Source organism: Halapricum desulfuricans, assembly GCF_017094525.1.
GTDB classification, from domain to species: domain Archaea; phylum Halobacteriota; class Halobacteria; order Halobacteriales; family Haloarculaceae; genus Halapricum; species Halapricum desulfuricans.
Window position 1 is genome coordinate 2,647,673 of sequence record NZ_CP064788.1, and the last position, 21,405, is coordinate 2,669,077.

Here is a 21,405-nt window from a genome sequence, read left to right on the forward strand (position 1 = left end):
CTGACGCTGTCGGTCGCACGGATGGCCGACGCGCTGGGCAACTCGTTTCTGATCATCGTCCTCCCGCTGTACATCGCCAGCGGCGAGATCTCGCTGGCCGGGATCGCGGGCACCGAGATTCAGCTCGCCGGGATCGGGGGGTTCGTCCTTCGGAAGGAGACGCTGATCGGGGTCGTCCTCTCGCTGTTCGGCCTGGTCAACAGTTTCGGCCAGCCCTTTACCGGTCGCTGGTCCGATCGACTCGGCCGCCGGCGGGCGTTCGTCCTCGGCGGACTTGCCCTGTTCGGAATCGGGAGCGCGGCCTATCCGTTCGCTGGATCCTACTGGACGGTACTGCTGGCGCGGGCGATTCAGGGGATCGGCGCCGCCTTCACCGTCCCGGCGACGGTCGCGCTGATCAACGACTACGCCGAAAGCGACAGCGAACGCGGGGGGAACTTCGGCGTCTACAACACGCTCCGCTTGCTCGGGTTCGGCTCCGGGCCGATCGTCGCCGGGATCGTCGTCACCGGTGGGCTCGCCGCCGAGGGCGTCGTCACCTACGATCTGTCCGGACTCGCAGTCTCCGGGTTCGACGCCGCCTTCGCCGTGGCCGCCCTCGGCGCGGTCGTGAGTGTGGCGCTGGTCGTGCTGTTCATCGAGGACCCGCCGGAAGCGGCCGACGCCGCGAGCAAGGACCTCTCGATTGCGATCCGAGATCCCGACGGGCGGGGTCTCGACTCGGTGTTCGTCCTCGGAGTCGGCACGTTCCTGATGGCGACGACGATCGCCCTGTTCGCCACGCTGGAGGGGCCGATCCGGGCGCGGCTCGACGAGTCGACCTTCTTTTTCAGCGTCCAGTTCGCCGCGGTGACGCTCGCGAACGTCGTGTTCCAGGTCCCGGTCGGACGGGCCAGCGATCGTCACGGGCGACGCCCGTTCGTCGTCGCCGGGTTCGCCGTGTTGATCCCTTCGGTGTTCGTCCAGGGGATCGTCACCGATCCCTGGCTGATGCTGGGCGCACGCTTTCTCCAGGGCGTGGCCGTCGCGCTCGTGTTCGCGCCGTCGCTGGCGCTGGCCGGCGATCTGGCCGGCGAGCGCGGCTCGGGAACGACGCTGTCGGTGCTGACGATGGCCTTCGGCTTCGGCGTCGCCGTCGGACCGCTGGCCTCCGGCGTCCTGTACAACGTCGGGAGCTTCGGGACGCCGTTTTTCTTCGGCGCGGTCCTGAGCGCGCTCGCGCTCGCGCTCGTCTACAGTCAGGTCGAGGAGACGCTGCCCGCATCTGCTGCCCGGTGATGGCGATCGCCGATGAGACGCGGGCTCGCTTAGGCCAGCTGGATCGCGCGTACGATGACGTACATGAGCACGATCCCCGACCCGACGGCGAGAATGAGCTGTCCGAGCCACGTCAGTGCTGTCCCGATCAGCGACGAGAACCCGGTCGCCGCGGTGACGGCCGCGCCGAGATACAGCGGGAGCAACCCCAGGATCCCGAACAGCAAGACCAGTCCCAGGATCGGATAGGCTTCCCGCCAGATCTGTTCGAAGTCGAACGTCCCGGTTTCCCTGTCGATGAACGGCGTCGAGGATGGCATCGGGTACCGCTTCGACCACCCGATCAAAATCACTTCGGGAAAGTACAGTGGCTGTTTGGGTTTCCCGTCGGGAGTAGCCCGTTCACCGGAGCATCGCTTCGAGCGTCCCGGTGACGGCCTCGGCGGCGGCGTGTACCTCCGGCAGACGGACGTACTCCCGGTCGCTGTGGGCGACGGCACCCTCCTCGTCGGCCAGCACGCCCGGCCCGAACACGACCGTCGGCGCTTCCTGGGCGAAATACGAGGCCTCGGTCGCGGCCCCGAACGGCCGCACCGCGCCGCCGCTTTCGGCCGCGAGCGTCTCGGCGAGCGGGTCGTCGGGATCGGTCGCGAACGCCTCCAAAAACGGGGTGTCGCGATCGCTGAGCGCGACCGAGAGGTCCACGCCCTCGGGCAGTCGCCGGCGGAGCCACTCGGACAGCCCCGACCGGAACCCATCGGCCGTCTCGGGCGGGACGCTCCGACGATCGAACGTGACGGTACATACGGCGGGGATCTGGTTCGGGGCCTCGCCGCCCTCGATCAGCGTCGGCACGAGCGACGGCCGACCCAGTTGCTCGTGCTCGCCGGGCCCGCAGCCCTCGTCGTAGGTCGCCACCCCGTCGAGGATCGGTCCGGCAGCGGCGATAGCGTTGTCGCCGCTTTCGGGCTCGGCCGCGTGCGCGCTCGTGCCCGTGATCGTGATCGTCCCCTCGAAGCGACCGCGAGCAGCCGTACAGACGTCCAGCCCCGTTGGCTCGCCGACGATGAAACCGTCAGCGTCGAACCGCCCCCGCAGCGCGGCCGCGCCCGTCGAGTGGACCTCCTCGTCCGGCGTGATCGCGAGGGTCACCGACCCCCGTTTCGGGTCGACAGCCAGGAAGGCCGCGAGCAGCGCGGCAAGCGGCCCCTTCGCGTCACAGGACCCGCGACCGGTGACGACCTCGCCGTCGCGCCCGTAGGGAATATGCGGCGGGACCGTGTCGATGTGGGTGTTGAGCACGAGACGGGGGCCGTCCTCGTTCCCCACGCGGGTCGCCAGCACGTTCCCGGCGTCGTCGACGGTCGGATCGATCCCCTCCTCTGCCAGCGTCTCGACCAGCAGCGTTCGCATCTCGGCGACCGACTCGTGAGACGGGGTCTGCACGGCCCGCTCGTGGAAGACCTCGAGGTCGAAGGTCATCGTTCGGCGACCGCTCCGTCGGCCGGTACGGTCGTCTCGAACTCGCGCTCGACCGGGCCCTGCAAGATCGCCCCGTCGGCAGTGCGCGTGACGACCAGCCGCCCGCCAGGCGGATGAACGGGGACGGACTGGTCGGTCTCGACGCGACCGAGTTCGTGGGCAGCAGCGACGATCGCGACCGCGCCGGTCCCACAGGAACGCGTCTCGCCCTCGACGCCGCGCTCGAATGTGCGCTGGTCGTAGCCGAACACCGAACCGTCCGTCCGCTCGGAGGCGACCGTGACGTTCGCGCCCTCGGGGAACACCGCGGCGTGGCGCACCGGCGGGGCGATCGCTTCGAGATCGATCTCCGCGACGTCTTCGACGAACGCGACGGCGTGGGGGACGCCCGTATTGACCGCCGTAACGGTCAGGCCCTCGGTCTCGCGCTCGATCAGCGGTTCGTCGAGGGTCGTCGGCACGGCGTCGGGATCGAACGTCGGTTCACCCATCTCGACGGCGACGCCCTCCTGCCCGACTTCGGCGGGGTACTCGCCGGCCGGCGTGTCGATGACGAACTCGCGGTCGCCGGTCCGGCCGGCCGCCCACGTCGCGACGACTCGGGCACCGTTGCCACACATCTCGGCGACCGAGCCGTCGGGCTGGACGAGCGTCATCTCGACGCGCGTCGGCGCGGTGCTGGCGTCCAGCTTCAGAAACAGGACGCCATCGGCACCGACTCGCTCGCCGTCCGGGTGGTCGAGGCCCGTCTCCCGATCGGCGAGTCGACGGGTAAAGGACGCTCTATCTTCGATAGGGGCGTCGGCCTCGACCACGACGAAGTCGTTGCCAGTGCCGTGGTACTTCTCGACGGTGATCATTGCTCGATCTCTAGTCGGGTCAGCTCCGAAAGGGTTTCGCGTTCGACGGCGAGCCGCGACTCGCCTCCGTCGAGGGAAACGACGGCCGGACGGGGCCGGGAGTTGTAGTTCGAGGCCATCTCGTAGCCGTACGCGCCGGCGTTGCCGATCGTCAGCACGTCGCCCCGTTCCGGGCCCGGCAGCTCGCGGCCGCGGCCCAGAACGTCGGCGGTCTCACAGATCGGGCCGGCGACCGTCGCCGTGACCGACTCGCGCTCGTCGGCGTCGGGTGCCAGCGTCCGGATCTCGTGGTATGCGTCGTACATCGCCGGGCGCAACAGCGTCGTCATGCCCGCGTCGACGCCGACGACCGTCGTCTCGGGCGTCGGCTTGACGGTGTTGACCGTCGTCAGAAGGACACCTGCGTCGGCGACGACGTACCGGCCGGGTTCGATCCCCAGTCGAGCGTCCAGTTCGCCGACCGCCTCGCGGGTCGCCGCCGCCACGCTGTCGAGATCCAGCGGTTCGTCTGTCGGTCGGTAGGGGATGCCCAGTCCGCCGCCGACATTGAGAAAGTCGAGGTCGTGATCGAGCTCGCGTGCCAACTCGCCCATTCGAGAGACGAGTTCGCGGTGGGCCGCCAGATCCGACGCCTCGTGGATCCCGCTGCCGGCGTGGGCGTGCAGGCCGACGAGGTCGAACCCCCGACTGACGATCTCGCTCGCGAGTTCGGAGACGCGATCGTACGGGACGCCGAACTTCGGGGCGTCGCCGGTCGTGACCTTGGCGTGGTGGCCCGCACCGACGCCCGGGTTGACCCGGATCGCCAGCGGGCCGTCGTAGCCCCGCTCGGCGAGCGCCTCGAAGGCGTCGGCCGCGCCGACGGTGATCACCAGATCGAGGTCCCGGGGCGGATCCGCAGCGAGGTCGACGACGTGATCGAGATCCCCGGCGGGCGGGTTGACCGCAGTGTATCGGAGCCGGTCGAAGCCGGCGTCGACCGCACGCTGGAGTTCGCCGGCAGAGGCACACTCCGCGCCGATCCCCGTCTCTGCGATCGTTTCAAGCGTCGCGCGGACGGTGTTGGCCTTGACGGCGTAGCTGATCGACTCCTCGTGAAAAGCGGCTCGGAGGTTGGCGACGTTCTCCCGAACGCGTCGCTGGTCGAGAACGTAGAGCGGCGTCCCGTGTCCGTCGGCGAGATCGCGCAGCGTGGCCGCGTCCCAGTCGGCCAGGCGGCGGATCGGTGGTCCCTCGGTGGTCATTACGGGTCGTTCGATCCGGCCGCAAATCATAGTGACTATCCTGACCCGCCGTCAGAGATCTGCAAAGAGAACTGTCGGTGGAGATAGAAACCGTCTGACGTCGCGAACGCGACTGTGGGGGGTATCGCCCTGTTTACCGCTATTTACGCTGTGAAACGATCACAGCCGGATATCTCGAAAAGTACGACAGACGCGCCCGGCGGGCACTGATCTCGTCCGTACGACGGCTGATGAGGGGCCGGCGGCCCGCCCGGAGAGCTCCCGACGGTTCTCCTACATCATGCCGCCCATGCCGCCGCCCATACCGCCCATGCCGCCGGCGCCGGGTCCGCCAGCGCCTTCCTCGTCGCCGCCGGACGTCGACAGGTCGCCGGCAGCGATGATGTCGTCGATCTTCAGCACGAGGTTGGCGGCCTCGGCGGCCGAGGACAGCGCCTGCGACTTGGCGTGGGCCGTCTCGACGACGCCCGCCTCGTAGGTGTCTTCGATATCGCCGGTGAAGACGTTCAGCCCGGCGTTCTGGTCGCCGTCCTCGTGGGCGGAGCGGAGTTCGACCAGCGTGTCGATCGAATCGAGGCCGGCGTTCGCCGCCAGCACTCGCGGGATCAGTTCAAGCGAGTCCGCGAAGGCCTCGATGGCGAGCTGTTCGCGGCCGCTGATGCCGTCGGCGTAGTCGCGCAGCCGGCTCGCGAGTTCGACCTCGACGGCACCGCCGCCGGCGAGCACGAGCCCGTCCGCGACCGCCGCGGCGACGACGTCCAGCGCGTCGTTGACGCCGCGCTCGAGTTCGTCGACCACGTGGTCGGTCGACCCGCGCAGCAGCAGCGTCACGCCGTGGGAGTTGTCGCCCTCGACGACGAACCACTCGTTGTCGGCGTCGTAGGTGACGTCGCCCGATCCCAGATCCGCCCCGGAGAAGTTGTCCAGATCGGAGACGATGTTCGCATCGAGGACCTCGCGCATGAACTCGATGTCGGACTTCTTCGCTCGCTTGACCGCGAGGATTCCCTCCTTGGCCAGCATGTGCTGGACCATGTCGTCGATGTTCTTCTGACAGAAGACCACGTCGACGCCGGCGTCGGCGATCGTCTCGACCATCTCCTCGAGCTGCTGTTCCTCCTGTTCGACGAACTGCTGGAGCTGGGACGGGTCGTCGACGCTCAGCTGGGCGTCGGCGTTGGCCTCTTCGATCTCCAGTGCCGTGTCCATCAGGAGGACCTCGGCGTCCTCGAAGTCGGTCGGCATGTCCTCGTGGACCGGATCCTCCGTGAGGAGGACGCCCTCGACGAGTTCCGAGTCCGCGGCGGTTCCGCTGGCCTCGGTCGTGATATCCAGGAACTCCAGATCGACGACCGAGGAGCCGTCCTCGGCTTCGACCGTGACGTTCTCGACGGCGTCGACGATCAGCTCGCCGAGCAGATCCTTGTTCTGCTCCGCGCCCTTGCCGGTCATCGCCGTCTCGGCGACCTGCTTGAGGACTTCCCGGTCATCGACGCTGACTTCCTCAGCCACGTCGTCGATCTGGCTTCGGGCCTCCTTGGCGGCCATGTCGAAGCCCTTGATGACCGTCGAGGGGTGGATGTCCTGTTCGAGCAGGTCCTCGGCGTTTTTCAGCAACTCGCCCGAGATCGAGACGGCCGAGGTCGTGCCGTCGCCCGCCTCGTCTTCCTGGGTCTCGGCGACCTCAACGATCATCTCCGCCGTCGGGTTGTCGATGTCCATCTCCCGGAGGATGGTCACGCCGTCGTTGGTGACCGTGACGTCGCCCGTCGAGGAGACGAGCATCTTGTCCATCCCCTTCGGACCGAGCGTCGAGCGTACCGACTCCGCGACCGCCCGGGCCGCGGAGATGTTGTGGCTCTGTGCGTCCTTGTCCTGCATCCGCTGAGAATCCTCGCCCAGAATGACCATGGGCTGTCCCTGCATTCGCTGACTCATACTCAGTCGTGGATTGAATGTGGTTCTATATAAGCGTGTGGGTTCGAAGTCGCCTCGCGTCTCGTGGTCCTCGCCGGTGAGTCCGCGCGGCAGCAACAAGCATCCGCGCCGCGCGGTTCACCGGACACGAGGCCGACGGCCGAGTGGCCGGCAGTTTTTCGCCACGTTTTTACGAGGAGTGGTGCCCGCAGGGCCGAAGGCCCGAGGACACCCGACGAAGTAAAAAGTGGTAGTGGTCCACCGAAAGACTCACTCCGTTCGTCTTTCGAGCCCTCACTCGCTCACGACGCTCGTGAGGACGACGGGGATTTGAACTGAGGAAGACGATCGCCTCGCGTTGCTCGGCGCTGCGTGTTCTCTCATTCACATCCCGCCTCTCAGATTTGCGTCGCTCGCGGTTTGCGAGCGACAGCAAATATGGACCGGCGGGGATTTGAACCCCGGGCCTCTTCCTTGCGAAGGAAGCGATCTGCCACTGATCTACCGGCCCGCGTATGTCGTCCCACGAAGCGCAGGCGTTTGAATGATGCGATTCCCCTGCGCGTGAGACCCGCGTTCCGAACGGCGCGGTGCCGCTTGACTCCCAAGCGTCGTCATAGTGACCGTTGTAAGTCTGTCCCGGATCGTCCGCACGCAGTCGTGCGGTTGCACCGGTACATCGGTACAACGGTCACTATCAGTCCTCGAGCACGATCTCGATCGAGACGTCGTTGGGCACCTGGATGCGCATCAGCTGGCGGAGCGCCCGTTCGTCGGCGTCGATGTCGATCAGCCGCTTGTGGACGCGCATCTCCCAGTGCTCCCAGGTCGCCGTCCCTTCGCCGTCGGGCGACTTCCGGGCAGGCACTTCCAGCGTCTTGGTCGGCAGCGGGACGGGCCCGCTGAGCTTGACGCCGGTCTTGTTGGCGATCTCGCGGACGTCGTCGCAGATGTCGTCCAGATCGTCCGGGTTCGTGCCCGCGAGCCGAACGCGTGCTTGCTGCATTATTCGCGCTCTTGAACGCTCAGGACCTTCCCTGCCGCGATGGTCTGACCCATGTCACGGATGGCGAAGGACCCGAGCTCGGGGATCTCGCTGGACGGCTCGATGCTGAGCGGCTTCTGCGGCCGAACGGTGACGACCGCCGCGTCACCCGACTGGATGAAGTCGGGGTTCTCCTCGGCGACCTCGCCGGAGGAGGGGTCGATCTTCTTGTCGATGGACTCGACCGTACAGGCGACCTGTGCGGTGTGGGCGTGGAAGACCGGCGTGTAACCGGCCGTGATCACGCTGGGGTGCTGCATGACGACGATCTGCGCCTGGAAGGTCTCGGCGACCGTCGGCGGGTCGTCGGCCGGACCACAGACGTCGCCGCGGCGGATGTCGTCCTTGCCGATACCGCGGACGTTGAACCCGACGTTGTCGCCGGGGCCCGCGCTGTCGACTTCCTCGTGGTGCATCTCGATGGTCTTGACCTCGCCACCGACGTCCGAGGGCTGGAAGCTGACGTTGTCGCCGGGGTTCATCGTCCCGGTCTCGATCCGTCCGACGGGAACGGTCCCGATGCCGGAGATCGTGTAGACGTCCTGGATCGGCAGTCGCAGCGGCGCGTCCGTCGGCGGCTGGGGCTCCGGCAGGTTGTTGAGCGCTTCCAGCAGGGTCGGGCCGTCGTACCAGGGCGTGTTGTCCGAAGCGGACTCGACGTTGTCGCCCTCGAAGGCCGAGGTCGGGATGAAGCTCGCGTCGTCGGTGTCGAACGACACCTGGTTGAGCAGCTGCTTGACCTCTTCGACGACCTGCTTGTAATCGGACTCGCTGTAGTCGACGAGGTCCATCTTGTTGACGGCGACGATGAGTTCGTCGATACCCAGCGTCTTCGAGAGGAAGACGTGCTCCTGGGTCTGGGGCTGGACGCCGTCGTCGGCGGCGACCACGAGCACGGCGTTGTCGGCCTGGCTCGCGCCCGTGATCATGTTCTTCACGAAGTCGCGGTGCCCGGGACAGTCGACGATGGTGAAGTAGTACTCGTCGGTGTCGAACTCCTGGTGGGCGATGTCAATGGTGACCCCGCGCTCGCGCTCCTCGGCGAGGTTGTCCATGACGTAGGCGAACTCGAAGCCGCCCTTGCCCTTCTCTTCTGCTTCCTCGCGGTACTGTTCGATGACGTGCTCGGGGACGGACCCTGTCTCGAACAGGAGTCGCCCGACCATCGTACTCTTTCCGTGGTCGACGTGGCCGATAATGGCCAGGTTCTGGTGCGGTTTGTCCTCACTCATTGGTATCTCACGCGCAGAGGCGCTGTATCGGAATCATTCGGCAGAAGCAATTAAAACCGTTTCGATACGGCGTAAGCGGTATCCCGTTGCTGTCTGGCGATTTGGGAACTGCTGTCACGGATCGGGCCGGGGAAGGCGATTAATATCGGCCAGTATCGCCGTCGCAGTTTCCGGGCCGCCAGCACCCCGCCCCGAGAGGTTGAGTCGGCCGGCGTTTTCGGTTTCCAGCTGGACGATATTGGTCGTCCCCGTAACCGCGAGGTCGGCCTGTTCGGGGACCAGCCGCGGCCCCACGCGGATCTCCCCGCCCGCAACCTCGCCGATCAGCCGGATCGTCCGGCCGTCCTCGCGGGCCAGTTCCAGCGCGCTGGGCGGGATCGCGTCGATCCCCTCGACGGTCGCGTCAGCGAGTGTGTACTCCCGATCCTCCGCGAGGACGTTCGCCAGGATGACGCACTTCAGCGCGGCGTCGGTCCCCTCCACGTCGAAGGACGGGTCCGCTTCGGCGACGCCCAAGTCCTGGGCCTCCGCCAGCACGTGCTCGTAGCCGAGCCCCTCCGCGGCCATCCGCGAGAGGACGAAGTTCGCGGTCCCGTTGAGCACGCCCCGGGCGGCGGTGATCGTCGACGGGCCGTAGTCCTCAATCGTCGACAGCACCGGGATCGCACCGCCCACCGTCGCTTCGAACCGAACCTCGCCAGCGCTGTCCTCGGCCAGCGCCGTCACCTCGCCGTAGCGCTCTGCGACCGGCCCCTTGTTGGCCAGCACGACGTGGCGGTCCCGTTCGAGCGCACGCTCGACGTGACCAAAGCCAGGCTGGGCGTCGCCCAGCGTCGTCGGCGTCGCCTCCACGAGCGCGTCGTACTCGGCCGCCAGCGCGTCTTCCGGATCTGCCGTCCCGACAGCGCCCTCGCTGTCCTTGCGTTCGAGGACGGCGTCGATGTCGAGACCGTCGGGGTCGACCGCGGCCGAACGCGAGTCGGCTATCGCGGTGACGTCGTGCCCGTCATCGCCGGCCAGTTGCGCGACCGAGCGACCGACAGCACCGGCGCCTGCGATCGCCAGCCGCATCAGACGCCACCTCCCGCCGCCAGCGGCTCGATCACGCGCAGCTCCTTCTCGTCGGCGACCGTCCGCACGGCCGCGAGCGTCTCCTCGACGGCACCCTGATCGGCCTTCAGCCGGAGTCGGGCACTCGACTCGTCGTCAGTTCCCTCGGGTGCGGACAGCGACAGGTCCGCGACGCGGCTGTTCGCTTCCGTCCGCAACCGCGAGAGCGTATCCGAGAGGTCGGTGTCGACGAGATGGCCCACGAGGACGATCGTCAGCTCCTCGCTGTAGCGTTCCTGGCCGGCCTGAACGACGTTGACGCCGGCCTCGCGCAGCGCCTCGACAATCGTCTCGAACCGCTCCGGCGTCGCCTCCAGGTCCACCTCCACGGGGATCCGACCGCGCGGCGTGACGTTGCCCCGCTCGTGGAAGATCGACAGCAGGTTCCCGCCGTTGTCGGCGATCGGTTCCAGCGCTCGGAGCAGTTCCCCTGGTTCGTCGACCAGCTCCAGTCGCACGGTGTAGGCCTGGGTTCGCGTCTCGCTCATCGGACGCTCACCCCGCTCTCGATCGGGTTCATGCTACCTGGCGTACGCCGGACGCCGTCAAGAAAGTTCGGACGAGAAACCGGTGGCGGTCGCCACAAACCAGACGTATCGTCTTCGCTCGACACCGCGCTCCGAAATAGCATACACCTATCACCTTAGACAGCCAACATATGGGCATGGATATACGATCACGAACTCGTAACGCCGAACTCGCCCGCGGGGCGGTCGCCGGCGCTGTCGGTTTCGTCGCTGGCTATCTGCTCACGTGGATCTTCGCCGGCGCAAAGATCGCGGATCTCACGATCGGCGGGGTCTTCGGCGGCGGTGTGCCGGACTGGCGGGCGGTCCTGTGGGTGTTTTATGACAGTCATTTCGTCGGCACGCGGACGCCCGAGGTATTCGGCCCGGGCGGCGATCGCTGGGCCGGCGGCGACCTCATCGACACAGTCGAACTGCTCGGCGTCGAGTACCTCTATCTCGTGCCCGTCGTCGTCCTCCTGATCGGGGGCGTGGCGATGGCACGTTTCGCCGGCGCGAGGACGGCCAGGGACGGAGCGATGGCCGGCGCCACGCTCACACTCGGGTATGTCCCGCTCGTGGTCCTCGGGCTCTTCGTCGCCACCCAGGGCGGCGTGGCGCCCAGTCCGCTCCGCGCGCTCGTGATCGCGGGTGTCGTCTACCCGATCGCGCTCGGTGCGATCGGCGGTGCTGTCACCGGTTTCTATTTCGATTCAGCGAGAGAAACCGGCCACACCCAGCGGACGTGAACGGCGTTTCGGCACGCTGTCGGCGTGCAGCCGGGCGGTGAGAAATCGCTGCTCGGAGTCGCGTGACGGCTGTCAGAGCGGCGGGAGCCGACCCACGTCCGCGAGCATCGCCGTCGCGGTCTCGGGGCCGCCGGCACCCCGCCCCGAGAGGTTGAGTCGGCCGGCGTTTTCGGTCTCCAGCTGGACGATGTTGGTCGTCCCCGTGACCGCGAGTTCGCTGTGTTCGGGGACCAGCCGCGGCCCCACGCGGATCTCCCCGCCCGCGACCTCGCCGATCAGCCGGATCGTCCGGCCGTCCTCCTGGGCCAGTTCCAGCGCGCTCTCGGGGATGTCCCTGATTCCCTCGACTGTCGCGTCCGCGAGGGTGTACTCCCGATCCTCCGCGAGGACGTTCGCCAGGATGACGCACTTCAGCGCGGCGTCGGTCCCCTCCACGTCGAACGCGGGATCGGTCTCGGCGACGCCCAGGTCCTGGGCCTCCGCCAGCACGTGCTCGTAGCCGAGCCCGGCGTTGGCCATCCGCGAGAGGATGAAGTTCGCGGTCCCGTTGAGCACGCCCCGGGCGGCGGTGATCGTCGCCGGACCGTAGTCCTCGATCGTCGACAGCACCGGGATCGCACCGCCCACCGTCGCCTCGAACCGGACCTCGCCAGCGCTGTCCTCGGCCAGCGCCATCACCTCGCCGTAGCGTTCGGCCATCGGCCCCTTGTTGGCCAGCACGACGTGGCGGTCCCGTTCGAGCGCACGCTCGACGTGGCCAAAGCCAGGCTGGGCGTCGCCCAGCGTGACCGGCGTCGCCTCGACGAGCACATCGTACTCGGCCGCCAGCGCGTCTTCCGGGTCGGCCTCGCCGAGGTGGCGCTCGCCCTCCTGCTGGCGTTCGAGCGCGGCCTCGACGTCGATCCCGTCGGCGTCGATCGTCGCCGCCTCGACGTTGGCCATCGCGGTGACTTCGTGCTCGTACTCGCTGGCGAGTTCCGCGACGGAACCCCCGACGGTGCCGGTCCCGACGATCGCCAGCCGCATCAGACACCACCTCCCGCCGCCAGCGGCTCGATGACGCGCAGGTCCTTCTCCTCGGCCACCTGCCGCACGGCCGCGAGCGTCTCCTCGACGGCACCCTGATCGGTCTTCAGCCGGAGTCGGGCGCTGGACTCGCTCTCGGCACCTTCCGGCGCGGACAGCGACAGGTCCGCGACGGCACCGTTCTCAGCGCGCAGTTGCGAGAGCGTGTCCGACAGATCGGTATCGACGAGATGGCCGACCAGCAAGACTGTCAGTTCCTCGCTGTAGCGTTCCTGCCCGGCCTGAACGACGTTGACGCCGGCCTCGCGCAGCGCCTCGACGATCGTCTCGAACCGCTCCGGCGTCGCCTCCAGGTCCACCTCCACGGGGATCCGACCCCGAGGGGTGAGGTTGCCCCGCTCGTGGAAGATCGACAGCAGGTTCCCGCCGTTGTCGGCGATCGGCTCCAGCGCGGCCAGCAGTTCACCAGGCTCGTCGGCCAGTTCGAGTCGAACCGTGTAGGACTGGGTGCGCGCCTCGCTCATCGGACGCTCACCCCGGGATCGGAAACGCTCATGTTGGGTTCAACTGGTCGCGGCGATTGTAAGTCAATTTCGTCTCTGGGGCGCTGTGCGAGGTGTCGGCCACGGCTCTAGCCGATATACTCGAACAGCGTCCCGAGCAACAGCCCGGCCCACAGCAGGAGCCCGGCGACGAGCAGGCGGTTCCGGTGGGTGTCGGCGGTCGCGCGCTGGGCGGCCCCGCCGGCGATCAGCCCCAGCGCCAGGACGACCCCCACCCGCTGGAGGACGATCTCGATCGGCAGCACCTCGACGCCGAGATAGCCGTAATCCAGGAAGAACGCGACCGAGAGCGCGCTCGCACCCGTGACAGCGGCGTCCATCCGTCGCCGGATGCCGCTGGCGAACGCGTAGGTCACGATCGGAATCCCGACCGCAACGAACGGATACAGCAGGGCTGCGATCGCGTGCATCGACAGGGCGGGCACGTACCACTCCAGCAGGACGCCGGCAGCGCGAACGCCCAGCACGAGCGCGACGATACTGCCAAAAAGCAGGCCGTGACGAACGGTCACCCGGTCGACGACCGCCCGGATCCGCCTGCGATCGACCGCGGTGAGTCGCTGTCGCCAGAGCTCCCGTGCGGAGACGAGTCCGAGCCCGACGGGAATCGCGACGAACAGCTCGACGACCGTCGCCCAGCCGTCGGCGTCCGAGGGCCCGTCGTTGTCGAGATACGCCCGCCAGACGCGCTCGACGTACGGTTCGGACATGAGATCCCGTTCGACCTGTCGTTGCCCCCGCTGGACGCCGTCGACGGCGTGGCGGAGCGTGAACCAGTCGAAGTGCTCGGTATGCACCTGCATGGCGACCCACGGCTCCTCGTCGGGAACCGGGGACTCGTAGAGGCGGATGTGCGTCCGGTAGCCGTAGTAATCCCCGTTGTGGAGCTGGTCGGTCTCGCGGATCCACTCGCCGGACTCCCCGTCGTGGACGTAGGCGTAGCGGGCAGTCCCGGTCGTCTCGCCCCACTCGATTGTCGTCCCGGTGAGGTTGAACCCCTCGGGGACCGGATCGGTCGGCTCGGCCGGTCGCTGTGTCTCGTCAGTCCGGTTCCAGGTATGCTCGTCGCTCGAGCGCAGCAGCTCGACGACGGTGTCGGCGTCCTCGCGGACGACCACGTTGATCGGGCTGCGCTTTCTGAACTCCCGGCTGGGGCTGAGATACGTCCAGACGCCGCTGTCGTCGCCCTCGAAGCGGAACAGCTCGCGCTCGTCGCTGTCGGCCGTCTCGGGTGGCAGCGTCTGTACCGTCGGGGTCGTGAACACGACGAGAACCGCGCCGAAGACGACCGCCAGCGCGAGTATCGTCCCGGCTATCCTGACGCTGCGACGCATAGTCACGATATCGAGACGCCACGAGTATGGTTCTACTGGTCGATCGCGGCCGAGAGCCAACCTACAAGGCCGGCCGGCACGTGGAGACACCAACGCGATGCAGCCTGAGTCGTCGGGGCGGACCGCCGAGCGATCGAGTGCTGAATCGGAGGCTCCAGCCGCCGGTCTGCAGGCCGCCTCGGCGACCGGGACGGGTGTCCGGCTTCGGGCGCTGTGGCGGCTGCTGGTCGTCGTCAGGACGTTCCTGCCGCTTGCGATCGCCTGGTGGCGCGACCGTCGTCGGTACCTGCTTTTCGGCGGCCGGCGTGACGTCTCGGACGAACAGCGCCGCGAGCGGGCCGAGTACCTGCTCTCGGCGTTCGTCTCGCTCGGCCCGACGTTCATCAAGCTCGGGCAACTGCTCTCGACGCGCCCGGACGTGCTCCCGCGGGCGTACGTGGACGTGCTCTCCCGACTGCAGGACCGGGTGCCGCCTGACCCCTGGACAGAGGTCGAACCGTTGCTGGAGGGGGAGATCGGCGACGTCGAGTCGGTCTTCGACTCGTTCGACCGCGAGCCGATTAGCGGGGCGAGCCTCGGGCAGGTCTACACCGCGAACCTCGACGGCCAGCGCGTGGCGGTGAAGGTCCTGCGGCCGGGCATCAGACGACGCGTCGAGGCCGACATCCGCGTGCTGTCGGTGCTCGTCCCGGTGCTTGCCAGGTTTGCACCCCGATCCCAGCAGTTCACGCTTGAGAACCTCACCGAGGAGTTCGCGGCCTCGATCCGCCGGGAGATGGACTACGAGCTGGAGGCACAGACCCTCGAGCGGATCGCCGAGAACTTCGCCGACGACCCGAAGATCCGCCTCCCTGAGGTCGAACACGAGTACTTGACCGACCGCGTACTCGTCATGGAATACGTCGACGGGATCAAGATCACCGACCTCGACGCGCTCGAACGCGAGGGGATCGACCGGTCGACGGTCGTCGAACGGCTGGAAGACGCCTACATCAGGATGATCGCCGAGCACGGGCTCTTTCACGCCGATCCCCATCCAGGGAATCTGGCGGTCCAGCCCGACGGGACGATCGTCTTCTACGACTTCGGGATGGCGGGGCGACTCGACGATCGGACCCGCGAGCAACTGTTCGAGTTCTACGTCGCCGTCGCCGAGGACGACGTCGACCGGATGATCGACGCGTTCGTCGCGATGGGCGCGCTCGATCCGAACGCCGACCGACAGCTGATGACGGAGGCGTTCGGGCTCGTGCTGGACAGCTACCGGGGCGAGGACATCAGCCAGTACCAGGTGGCCGAGCTGTTCGAGCAGTTCCAGGGGACGATGCAGGAGATGCCGATACGGCTCCCGCAGAACCTCGCGCTGGTCGTCCGCGTCTCGAGCGTCCTCGAGGGGGTCTGTCGGACGCTCGACCCCGAGTTCGACTTCATCAGCGTCGTCAGGGAGTACGTCGCCGAGCGCGCGACTGAGACGGCGACGACAGAGCGAGTCCGCGAGGAACTTCGCTCGCGTGCGGTCGATCTCGAACGGAGCGTGCGGCGTCTCCCCGGACAGGTCGACGCCGCCCTCGATCGCGAGGAACGCGGCGCGCTCGGAATCTCGATGGATATCGAGTCCGACGACGACGTCTTCGGTCGGCTGGCCCGGCAGGTCGTGTTCGGGAGCGCGACCGCGGCCGCCGTCGTCGCCACTGCGGGCCTGTACGGCGTCGGCAACGGGACATGGGCGGCCATCGGCGGGGGCACGGCGCTGGTGCTCGGCGCGCTCACGAAGCGAGCGTTCGCGACCGACGGACCGCGGCGGGACGTCCAGGCCGGCACCACGATGGCCCAGCGTAGCCTCCGGGGTCGAAAGCAGGGCGACAGCGAAAGGCAGCGCGGCCGGTGAGCGAACCGCGTCGCCGATCGAGCCACCGGATTCGATGTCCCGGGCACGGCCGATGGATTTCTTTTCGGGTTTCTAACTGTTTCGGACGGAATCAGAAATTTTAACCTGTTTCTTCGTTCTATCATCGGCTGTATGCTGTCACGGGGGTGGCCGTGCGGAGGTCGTGGGGACCTGTCGGTACCGATCGTGGCGGCCGTGTGAGACATGTATCGAGGACCTCTGTCGTCTGCGGACAGTCGCATCGACACCTGCCCGGAGTGTGGCGGTCGCGTGACAGGCGGAGCCGAACGCGTGTGTCAGGCGTGTGGGCTCGTGCTCGAGGCCTCGCCGCCCGACCGGCGTCCGCGACAGACGCGGCCGCGAGCGCGCGACGGCGGCCGCGGGACTGGTGCGCCATTGCGTCCGGCACGTCCGAACCAGCGGCTCACCACGCGAGTGGGGCGGCGACGGGACGCACGCGGACGGCCCGTCTCGGCCCGGACGCGGCGTCGCCTGCACAGACAGCGGACACAGCACCGGCGGGCCGCCCGGGCGGCGAACAAGGAGACGCTCCGGCCGGGGCTCTCCGAGATCGCCCGCGTGTGCGCGGTGCTGGATGTCTCCGATAGCGTCCGTGCGAGCGCGAGCGTGCTGTTCCGGCGGGCACTCGGGGAGCATCTGCTGTACGGCCGGGCCTACGAGTCGATCGCCGGTGCGACGGTCTATCTGGGAGCCCGACAGGTCGACGTCGTGCGGACGCTCACCGAAGTGGCGAACGCGAGTCGGTGTCCCAACACCACCGTCGTTCGTGACGTCCGGTTTCTCCAGCGTGAACTGAAAATCGCCGTCGGCCCGCTCTCGGCGGCCGTGTACCTCCCGCGGTTGCGGTCGGCGCTCGGCCTCGACGAGCGGGCCGTCCGGTCGGCGCGCAGGCTTCTCGAGGCCGCGATCGCGGAGAACCTTCACAGCGGGCGCGACCCGAAAGGCGTCGCCGCCGGCGCGCTGTACACCGTCTCGCGACTCGACGGCTGCGCTGCGGACCTCAGACAGACCGAGGTCGCGGCGGCGGCCGACGTCTCCCCGGAGACCGTCCGCACGCGGTTCGACGAGTTCGCGTCGTGCTGTCCGGAGGTGCTCGCCGGCGGGAACGCGGCGTCCCCGTAGCCGTCGCGTCGCGGTCACGCGACGACGATGCTCCCCTCCGGCGCGCCGACGCTGTCGGCGACGACGCCGCACTTGACCAGAAACAGGAAGTAGACGTCGGCGTCGACGTCGCTGAACAGTTCGTAGTTGCCCTGGCCCTTGCTGATGACGACGTCGGCCTCGCGGAGGCGCTGGTCGAACCGCTCGGAGATCGTCCCGACGCCGTCGGCCCCGCGCGTTCGCACGCTCGCAACGTCCCCCAGCCCGACGGCACGCGCCTCCGCCGCCGTCGCGTCGTTGAGAAACGGTCGGTCCTTGACGACGACCTCGACGTCGGCGTCGAGGCGTTCGATCAGCAGCCGATCGAGGACGATCTCGCCGGCGTTATCGGCCAGATACAGCACGTCCGAGGCCGTCTCGAGGTCGGCACGCAGTTCGTCGAGTCGGTCCACCGCGAAGGGCTGCTCGAGGACGTCCTCGATCGTCGCCTCAATGTCGACGTCGTGGCCCGGGCCGACGTCGATGACGTTGCCGGCGATCGCCAGCCGGACGCCGTGTTCGAAGGGGTCGTCGGCGCGTTCGAGGCCCGCCCGCAGCTCCGGCACGAGGCCCTCGACGGTCTCGTTTGCGACGCGTTTGTGCTCGGCGAACGGGTCGCCGTCGCCGGTTTCCTCGCGGACGATCGACTGCGCTCGCGCGGCGATCTGCATCGGCGTCGCCGCGAACGACATCTCGCTGATCGCCGCCGCCGCCCGTCGCAGGACGCGCTCGCGGGTCGCGTCGCTCGCGTCGGTCTGCTGGGCTGTCTCGAGGGTCTGTCGCAGGACACAGGGTGCACACTGCAGGTTCGCGTCCATGTCCGGACGGTCCACGGCGAGGACGAAAACAGCGACGATCGCGCTCGGAGAGGGCTGTGGCTATCGGGCGTGAAAAAATGAAAAATCGTCAGGAGTCAGCGGCTGCTGACTTAGTTGTTGCGGCGGGCCGCGAGCATCGCAGCACCGAGCAGCGCGACGAGCGCGACGGCGATACCGAAGCCGGGTCCGTCACCGTCACCTGCGTCGGTGGTGGTGTCGGCCGGTTCTTCGGTCGGCTCCTCGGTCTCGGTCGGTTCCGGCGTCGGTTCCGGCGTCGGCTCCGGCGTCGGTTCCGGCGTCGGTTCCGGCGTCGGCGTTGGCTCTTCCTCGGCCTCGACGACTACGCCGTCGGTCGTGTCGTCCAGAGTGTAGCCAGTGCCGGTCGTCCGCACTTCGAATTCATCGTCGACCGGGCGGTCGCTGAAGTCGAAGGTCGCGCTGAACGTGCCGTCCGCTTGGACGACGACGTCCTTCATCTGCTTGAGGTACCCAGCGTCACCCGTGCCGGTGGCACGGACGTCGAACTCGGTCCCGGGCGCGAGCGTGGTCGTGCCGGTGATCGTCTGGTTCTCGGCGCTCTCGACGACCACGTAGTCCTCGTCATCGACTTCCTCGGTGTCGAATTCGACGTCAGGATCGACCATCTCGAACTCGGTCGTCATCGTCTCGTAGAGGTCCGTCCCGTCGTCATCCCAGTCTTCATCGTCCTCGTTAAGCAACCAGGAGTCCTGAAGCGCGAACTCCATCTCGAACTCGTCACCGTCTTCGACCACTTTGTCGCCTTCGTCAAGGTTGTCAGCGATGGCGTTCGTGTCGACCACGACGTACCAGTTGCCTTCACCGTCGTAGAAGACCTCGAGGTCGTCTTTTTCGAGGTCATCCCTGAAGTCAAGCTCGTTGGCGTCTTGGTTGGAACCAGGGTTGAGCTGCTCCAGCGTCAGCGCGAAGTTATCGGCGAGGTTGTCAGAGTCGACATCGGAATCGTATTCCTCAAGCGCGGTCCAGAAGGCGTCAGTCGCGACGCCGTCCTCGTCGACGGAGTCCTCGTCAACTTCGACAAGGCCTTCAAGACCGGAGCCGCTGATCTGGGCGACCATCGTGTCGCCGGTGGCAAGCGAGGTCGACTCGGTCAGCTCGCCGTCTTCGGCGGCCGTGGTGACGTCACCGATCGTCTCGATGTCGCCCGCGTTGCTGTCCGAGATCGTCCAGGTGTTCAGCGATTCGAGCGAGGGCTCCTCAACGAACAGCGACGCCACGTCGTCCGGGCTGTCGATGGCGTCCGCGTACGCACCATCACCGACGATGGAGGAGACCGTGTAGCCACCCGTGTCAAGCACGGAACTCAGATCGTCCCAGCCCTGGCCGCTGGCTTTAACCGAAATGGTGTCGTCTTCTTCCTCTTTGTCGACCCACACATCGTCCTTGGGAGTACCGTCACCAGCAGCAGCGGTGTCGAAGTAGACGATGACTTCGCCGTCACCGTCGTCTTCGACGGTCGCGTTCAGCTGGTACCCGTCTTCCTCGTAGTCGCCGATGGCGAGCGTCCCGATATCACCCTCAGCTTCGCCGTCGAAGCTCAGGACCATCTCGGTGACGTCACCCTGAGCGACGTCCTCGACACTCTCGATCGTGACCTCGCCGTCACCGACGTCGGTCACCGTGATCGAGTCGGAATCGGACGCGTCCGTGTCGGCGACATCGAAGTCGAAGTCGTAGTCACCGGCGTCCTGGCCGTCGAAGTCAGCATCAATCGACTCGCCATCCGCAGCTGGGACGACAACGTAGTCCGGATCGTCGTCTTCCTCGACTGCCTTCGTGGCGGACGGGAAGATCTCGTCAAGCGTGTCGTACTCGACTTCGCTGCCGTCGAGTTCGGCACTGATCTCGACATCGAACTCGGGGCGCAGCGACTCGATGTCGATAGCGGTGGTCTCGTCGTTGCCGACCTGATCGTTGTCCTCATCGAATTCGGCGCTCAGATCCTGCGTTAGCAGCTCGAACTCAGTCATATCCTCCCCAGGGGAGGCACTGAAGCTGCCACCGGCGAGGAACTGTCCGCCCGAACGAAGGACGTAGAAGCCCTCACCGCGCAGGCGATCAGTTTCCACATTGATGAACAAGTCATTGCCAACTTCGTACGACCGGGCCTGACCGGTGGTCACTGGGTCACCGTCACTGCCTCGATCCTGCACGATGCGAACATCGACCTGGTCACCGGGGGCAACACCGGTGCCAGACAGGTCGATCGCGACTTCCTGACCGATCCAGGCGAGTTGGCCGTTGGTTTCCAGCGTCGCGTCCGTCGCGGTCGCAGTGAAGTTACCGGGCGAGTCGTTCGTGTTCCCGACCGCGTCAGTGAGTGACGTGAAATTCACGAGGAGGTCTTCGCTCGGTGTGACGTCCCGTTCGAGTTCCACGGTCACTTCGCCGTTCGTGGCATCCGCGTCCACGTTCGAATAGCTCAGTTCGCTTCCGTCAGCGTACACCGACAGATCACTACTAACATCCGTCGAATCGAGAGGTTCACTGAAGCTGATCTTGAGACGGCTCTCACCAGTAGCGGAGTCCTCGTACTCGGAGGCCGCATCGATCTCGGGGGGCGTCGTATCGGGTAACGCTTCGCCCGTCCACGGTGCATACTCTACGTTGGAGGTCACGGACGCGCCGCTACCGGGACCATCTCCACCCGGTCCATCAACTGCACCCCACCAGTTCGAGGTGGCATCGACATTGCTTGAGGTCTGCTTGAGATTTGGACCATCAACATCAACAGAAACACCTTCGGAAACATCAGCGATGTTGTTTTCAGTGACGACGGTACTACTGGCGACATCAGACGCTACTTCGACACCAGTACCGCCGTCGTTCACCAAGCTAAATCCAGAGACCGTTACGTCTGGTACATCAATATCAATCACAGGCTGCTCCGAATTAGGTGCGTCAATAGTCGTCTCTCCAGCACCGTCCGTCGATTCGACCGTGACATCCTCCGTGTTGATGCTCACTCTCTCGTTGTAGGTGCCAGGCGAGACCTCAATCGTTTCTCCCGAGCTGGCCTCACTGTTAGCGAGATCAATGGAGTTCGCTACCGAGGTGACGCTAACACTGTCACCAGTTCGTTGTGCGGCGCGGTCGAATTGGTTGTTGTCAACAACGTCCTCCCTGAACTCGCTTTGATCGTCAACATAGATGACCTCCGTGCCGATATCGGAC

At 66.9% G+C, this 21,405-nt stretch carries 18 protein-coding genes and 1 tRNA gene; 4 read left to right on the forward strand and 15 right to left on the reverse strand.

Features of this window, described 5'->3' with window-relative positions; all coding sequences use genetic code 11:
• The first annotated feature begins 21 nt into the window (after positions 1-21).
• Entirely contained in the window at positions 22-1,278 is a 1,257-nt protein-coding gene (locus HSR122_RS13580; RefSeq protein WP_229112219.1) for an MFS transporter, read from the forward strand.
• A 29-nt stretch (positions 1,279-1,307) separates the two neighbouring features.
• On the opposite strand, the gene HSR122_RS13585 is transcribed toward HSR122_RS13580, so the two are convergent.
• From HSR122_RS13585 to HSR122_RS13630, 10 genes are all read right to left on the reverse strand, one after another.
• Entirely contained in the window at positions 1,308-1,577 is a 270-nt protein-coding gene (locus tag HSR122_RS13585) for a hypothetical protein (protein ID WP_229110343.1), read from the reverse strand.
• A gap of 82 nt (positions 1,578-1,659) precedes the next feature.
• A complete protein-coding gene (locus HSR122_RS13590; RefSeq protein ID WP_229110344.1) occupies positions 1,660-2,739 on the reverse strand; it encodes a M20 family metallopeptidase in 1,080 nt (359 codons plus the stop codon).
• Positions 2,736-3,599: a diaminopimelate epimerase gene (gene dapF / locus HSR122_RS13595; protein WP_229110345.1), complete on the reverse strand. Its 864-nt coding sequence runs from the start codon at positions 3,597-3,599 to the stop codon at positions 2,736-2,738. The genes HSR122_RS13590 and dapF overlap by 4 nt, the downstream gene beginning before the upstream one ends.
• Entirely contained in the window at positions 3,596-4,843 is a 1,248-nt protein-coding gene (gene lysA / locus HSR122_RS13600) for a diaminopimelate decarboxylase (protein WP_229110346.1), read from the reverse strand. Before lysA ends, dapF begins: the two co-directional genes overlap by 4 nt.
• 273 nt (positions 4,844-5,116) lie before the next feature.
• Entirely contained in the window at positions 5,117-6,781 is a 1,665-nt protein-coding gene (thsB, locus tag HSR122_RS13605) for a thermosome subunit beta (protein ID WP_394355529.1), read from the reverse strand.
• Between the two features lie 418 nt (positions 6,782-7,199).
• Positions 7,200-7,271, reverse strand: a tRNA-Ala gene (locus tag HSR122_RS13610).
• 186 nt (positions 7,272-7,457) lie between these two features.
• A complete protein-coding gene (gene rpsJ / locus HSR122_RS13615) occupies positions 7,458-7,769 on the reverse strand; it encodes a 30S ribosomal protein S10 (RefSeq protein ID WP_229112221.1) in 312 nt (103 codons plus the stop codon).
• A complete protein-coding gene (gene tuf, locus HSR122_RS13620) occupies positions 7,766-9,037 on the reverse strand; it encodes a translation elongation factor EF-1 subunit alpha (RefSeq protein WP_229110347.1) in 1,272 nt (423 codons plus the stop codon). The genes rpsJ and tuf overlap by 4 nt, the downstream gene beginning before the upstream one ends.
• 114 nt (positions 9,038-9,151) lie before the next feature.
• The gene (locus HSR122_RS13625) at positions 9,152-10,108 is read right to left on the reverse strand and encodes a homoserine dehydrogenase (RefSeq protein WP_229110348.1); all 957 of its coding nucleotides are present in this window, start codon (positions 10,106-10,108) and stop codon (positions 9,152-9,154) included.
• The gene (locus HSR122_RS13630) at positions 10,108-10,635 is read right to left on the reverse strand and encodes an amino acid-binding protein (protein ID WP_229110349.1); all 528 of its coding nucleotides are present in this window, start codon (positions 10,633-10,635) and stop codon (positions 10,108-10,110) included. The genes HSR122_RS13625 and HSR122_RS13630 overlap by 1 nt, the downstream gene beginning before the upstream one ends.
• A 176-nt stretch (positions 10,636-10,811) precedes the next feature.
• Between HSR122_RS13630 and HSR122_RS13635 the strand changes: the two genes are divergently transcribed.
• Complete coding sequence (locus HSR122_RS13635) at positions 10,812-11,402, forward strand: hypothetical protein (RefSeq protein ID WP_229110350.1); 591 nt, start codon at positions 10,812-10,814, stop codon at positions 11,400-11,402.
• A gap of 72 nt (positions 11,403-11,474) precedes the next feature.
• Here the strand turns inward: HSR122_RS13635 and HSR122_RS13640 are convergent, their stop codons facing one another.
• The 3 genes from HSR122_RS13640 to HSR122_RS13650 all read right to left on the reverse strand — a co-directional run bounded on the left by HSR122_RS13640 (position 11,475) and on the right by HSR122_RS13650 (position 14,325).
• Positions 11,475-12,428, reverse strand: a complete 954-nt coding sequence (locus HSR122_RS13640) for a homoserine dehydrogenase (RefSeq protein ID WP_229110351.1) — start codon at positions 12,426-12,428, stop codon at positions 11,475-11,477.
• Positions 12,428-12,952: an amino acid-binding protein gene (locus HSR122_RS13645; protein WP_229110352.1), complete on the reverse strand. Its 525-nt coding sequence runs from the start codon at positions 12,950-12,952 to the stop codon at positions 12,428-12,430. The genes HSR122_RS13640 and HSR122_RS13645 overlap by 1 nt, the downstream gene beginning before the upstream one ends.
• Before the next feature lie 107 nt (positions 12,953-13,059).
• Entirely contained in the window at positions 13,060-14,325 is a 1,266-nt protein-coding gene (locus tag HSR122_RS13650; protein WP_229110353.1) for a hypothetical protein, read from the reverse strand.
• A 97-nt stretch (positions 14,326-14,422) separates the two neighbouring features.
• Here HSR122_RS13650 and HSR122_RS13655 point away from each other — a divergent pair, with 97 nt between their 5' ends.
• Positions 14,423-16,213, forward strand: coding sequence for an ABC1 kinase family protein (locus HSR122_RS13655; RefSeq protein ID WP_229110354.1), 1,791 nt, complete (start codon positions 14,423-14,425; stop codon positions 16,211-16,213).
• A gap of 204 nt (positions 16,214-16,417) precedes the next feature.
• A complete protein-coding gene (locus tag HSR122_RS13660; RefSeq protein ID WP_229110355.1) occupies positions 16,418-17,356 on the forward strand; it encodes a transcription initiation factor IIB in 939 nt (312 codons plus the stop codon).
• 14 nt (positions 17,357-17,370) lie between these two features.
• Here the strand turns inward: HSR122_RS13660 and HSR122_RS13665 are convergent, their stop codons facing one another.
• Complete coding sequence (locus tag HSR122_RS13665) at positions 17,371-18,192, reverse strand: damage-control phosphatase ARMT1 family protein (protein ID WP_229110356.1); 822 nt, start codon at positions 18,190-18,192, stop codon at positions 17,371-17,373.
• A 110-nt stretch (positions 18,193-18,302) separates the two neighbouring features.
• Positions 18,303-20,849, reverse strand: coding sequence for an Ig-like domain-containing protein (locus tag HSR122_RS13670; RefSeq protein WP_229110357.1), 2,547 nt, complete (start codon positions 20,847-20,849; stop codon positions 18,303-18,305).
• Between the last annotated feature and the right edge of the window lie 556 nt (positions 20,850-21,405).

Coding starts and splice junctions, on each gene's coding strand:
- HSR122_RS13645 (WP_229110352.1), bottom strand. CDS start 12,952: ATGAGCGAGGCGCGCACCCAGTCCTACACGGTTCGACTCGAACTGGCC.
- HSR122_RS13660 (WP_229110355.1), top strand. CDS start 16,418: ATGTATCGAGGACCTCTGTCGTCTGCGGACAGTCGCATCGACACCTGC.
- HSR122_RS13650 (WP_229110353.1), bottom strand. CDS start 14,325: ATGCGTCGCAGCGTCAGGATAGCCGGGACGATACTCGCGCTGGCGGTC.
- tuf (WP_229110347.1), bottom strand. CDS start 9,037: ATGAGTGAGGACAAACCGCACCAGAACCTGGCCATTATCGGCCACGTC.
- HSR122_RS13655 (WP_229110354.1), top strand. CDS start 14,423: ATGCAGCCTGAGTCGTCGGGGCGGACCGCCGAGCGATCGAGTGCTGAA.
- HSR122_RS13625 (WP_229110348.1), bottom strand. CDS start 10,108: ATGCGGCTGGCGATCGCAGGCGCCGGTGCTGTCGGTCGCTCGGTCGCG.
- HSR122_RS13590 (WP_229110344.1), bottom strand. CDS start 2,739: ATGACCTTCGACCTCGAGGTCTTCCACGAGCGGGCCGTGCAGACCCCG.
- HSR122_RS13635 (WP_229110350.1), top strand. CDS start 10,812: ATGGATATACGATCACGAACTCGTAACGCCGAACTCGCCCGCGGGGCG.
- HSR122_RS13630 (WP_229110349.1), bottom strand. CDS start 10,635: ATGAGCGAGACGCGAACCCAGGCCTACACCGTGCGACTGGAGCTGGTC.
- HSR122_RS13665 (WP_229110356.1), bottom strand. CDS start 18,192: ATGGACGCGAACCTGCAGTGTGCACCCTGTGTCCTGCGACAGACCCTC.
- HSR122_RS13585 (WP_229110343.1), bottom strand. CDS start 1,577: ATGCCATCCTCGACGCCGTTCATCGACAGGGAAACCGGGACGTTCGAC.
- HSR122_RS13580 (WP_229112219.1), top strand. CDS start 22: ATGGCCGACGCGCTGGGCAACTCGTTTCTGATCATCGTCCTCCCGCTG.
- thsB (WP_394355529.1), bottom strand. CDS start 6,781: ATGAGTCAGCGAATGCAGGGACAGCCCATGGTCATTCTGGGCGAGGAT.
- HSR122_RS13640 (WP_229110351.1), bottom strand. CDS start 12,428: ATGCGGCTGGCGATCGTCGGGACCGGCACCGTCGGGGGTTCCGTCGCG.
- dapF (WP_229110345.1), bottom strand. CDS start 3,599: ATGATCACCGTCGAGAAGTACCACGGCACTGGCAACGACTTCGTCGTG.
- lysA (WP_229110346.1), bottom strand. CDS start 4,843: ATGACCACCGAGGGACCACCGATCCGCCGCCTGGCCGACTGGGACGCG.